This window comes from Larkinella sp. C7, from assembly GCF_006149005.1.
In the GTDB taxonomy this organism is placed as follows: domain Bacteria; phylum Bacteroidota; class Bacteroidia; order Cytophagales; family Spirosomataceae; genus Larkinella.
The window spans coordinates 339-601 of sequence record NZ_VBSL01000093.1 but is presented as its reverse complement, the minus strand read 5'-3'; the positions used below and the strand labels follow the sequence as shown (position 1 = coordinate 601).

1 protein-coding gene is annotated in these 263 nt (G+C 46.0%); it reads left to right on the top strand.

Annotated features, from left to right (window positions below; all coding sequences use genetic code 11):
- The coding region (locus FH871_RS34510; protein WP_212768327.1) for an HAD-IA family hydrolase at window positions 1–263 on the top strand (263 nt) is incomplete at both ends.

Below are 263 nucleotides of genomic sequence, written 5' to 3'. Positions count from 1 at the left end.
GTCACGTACTTGTCAGTCAGGCAACTGGTTTTCAAAAGCCTGAGAAGGAAATCTTTAATCTGGCTGCTGAGCAGTTTGGCATGAATCCAGCTACCACGCTTTACGTAGGTGATTCCTATGACAATGATGTAGTCGGCGCCAAGACAAGTGGTTGGCAGGCTATGTGGTTTAACCATCGTGGTCGGACTCTTAAGCCAGGGACCAAGCCTGTTTATGATGTAGCAATTGATAGCTTTGAGCAACTCTTCGGAGCTGTTAAAATT